Origin of the sequence: Kitasatospora sp. MY 5-36 (assembly GCF_001182915.1) — a bacterium.
In the GTDB taxonomy this organism is placed as follows: Bacteria; Actinomycetota; Actinomycetes; order Streptomycetales; family Streptomycetaceae; genus Kitasatospora.
Genome location: NZ_LFVW01001140.1, coordinates 1 through 1,706 on the forward strand (window position 1 = coordinate 1; position 1,706 = coordinate 1,706).

Here is a 1,706-nt window from a genome sequence, read left to right on the forward strand (position 1 = left end):
CGCAGGAAGTCGGCCCGCCCGACTTCCTGCGCAGCCGGACGCAGTGCCCCCTGCCACCTCGCCTCCTGAGCCGCACCCCCCTTGCCCCCTTGCCGCCTGACCCGCGCCACTGAGCTGGACCCCGTACCGCGCACACGACACCCCCTCTGCGGAGAAATCTGTAGACCGGTCGCCATATTCGCCACACGGGAACCGGGGGTAGCCCGCGCGAGAAGTCGGCCCGGCGACTCTGCTGGCAAAGTCGCGGGCTGGTTCTGTGGTATTGCGACAGGTTTGTCTCACGATATGAGACCACAGGATGGGTGCTTCCAGCTGTTTTGTCACGAAATGCTCGCTGCGACATACCCGGCAAATCGACTTCGCCAGCAGAGTCGCCCGGCCGACTTCCTGTGCGCGATCGGGCCGGTCAGGTTGAGGTTCACCAGGTGCTGCATAGGAAGTCGGCGGAGTCGACTTCTCGTGCGCAGAGGGACGAGGCCGGCGGCGATCTATGTAGTCCGGACCGTCATATCCCTCGCGCGTGCATTGGACGGGCTCGCATGAGAAGTCGGCTGGGCCGACTTCTTGCGCGCTTACGAGCCGGTTGGGCCTGGCTGTGCCCAGAACTATGTAGACCGGCCGTCATATTTTCCCAGGTCCTGCACAGGAAGTCGGCGGGGCCGACTTTTCGTGTGCAGGGGGGGGTGCGGGTCGGCAGGCTCTGTAGACCGGATCGACTTCTCGTGCGCGGAGGGGCGGGGGCGGCGACAGGCTATGTGGCCTGGTCTTCGCCCGGGTTGGAGGAGCTCGCGTGAGAAGTCGGCTGGGTCGACTTCCTGTGCGCTTTCGGGCTGGCCGGGCCTGGGTGTGCCTGGGGCCAGGTAGGCTGGCCGTCGTATTTGTCCGGGTTCTGCACAGGAAGTCGGCGGGGTCGACTTTTCGTGCGCGGGGGAGGTGTGGGGCGTCCCCCATGGGTGCATGGAAGGTCGGGCTGATCGACTTCTTGTGCGCAGAGGGGTGGGGTCGGCGGCAGAGGGAGCTACGCCAGAAGTCGGCGGGGTCGACTTTTCGTGCAGGGGGGTGTGGGCCAGTAAGGGCATGCAGGCCGGTCGTCGCATTCGTCGCAGGGGATGCGTGAGAAGTCGGCCGGGCCGACTTCCTGTGCGGGGCGGGGAGTCGGTGGGGCGTAGGGTCGCGGGTCGGGCAGGGGCGCGGGTCGGGGAGGGCCGGATGATTTCGCGGGTGCAGGCGGTGGAGGCGGGGCAGCGGTGGATCAACGGGGATCTGCCGCAGGGGGCTGGGGTGGTGCGGCGGGTGTGCACCCATGAGTTCGAGCTCGGCTGGGTGGTGTGGGCGGAGCCCGCCCGGGTGGTGGTCGACCCGCGGACGGGGGAGCGGCGGGCGCCCGAGGAGGTGGGGGCGGCCTGCGCCGTGGTGGACCGGGAGAGCGGGCGGTTCACGGTGTGGCCCTCGGTGCCGGTGGACGAAGTGGTGGGGCTGTACCGGGACTTCGTCGGCGCGGGCGGCTACGACCCGACCCTCCAGCCGGCGACCGGCCGGGGCGCCAGGGCCGAGCTGACCTACCGGGACGGCACCGGCGAGGAGCGGTCGCTGGCCCTGCGGTCCGCGGCGGGCCTGCCGCACCCGGCACTGCGCGGCTGGTGGTGGCTGCGCGAGCAGGGCGTCGCCGCCGAGGACGTGCTGGCCGTCCGGACCGACCTGCGGCC

Annotated in this window: 1 pseudogene; it reads left to right on the forward strand. The window is 70.1% G+C overall.

Annotated elements, in window-relative coordinates:
• Nucleotides 1-1,209 precede the first annotated feature (1,209 nt).
• Nucleotides 1,210-1,706: pseudogene (locus AE652_RS45840) on the forward strand (hypothetical protein); the annotation flags it as partial.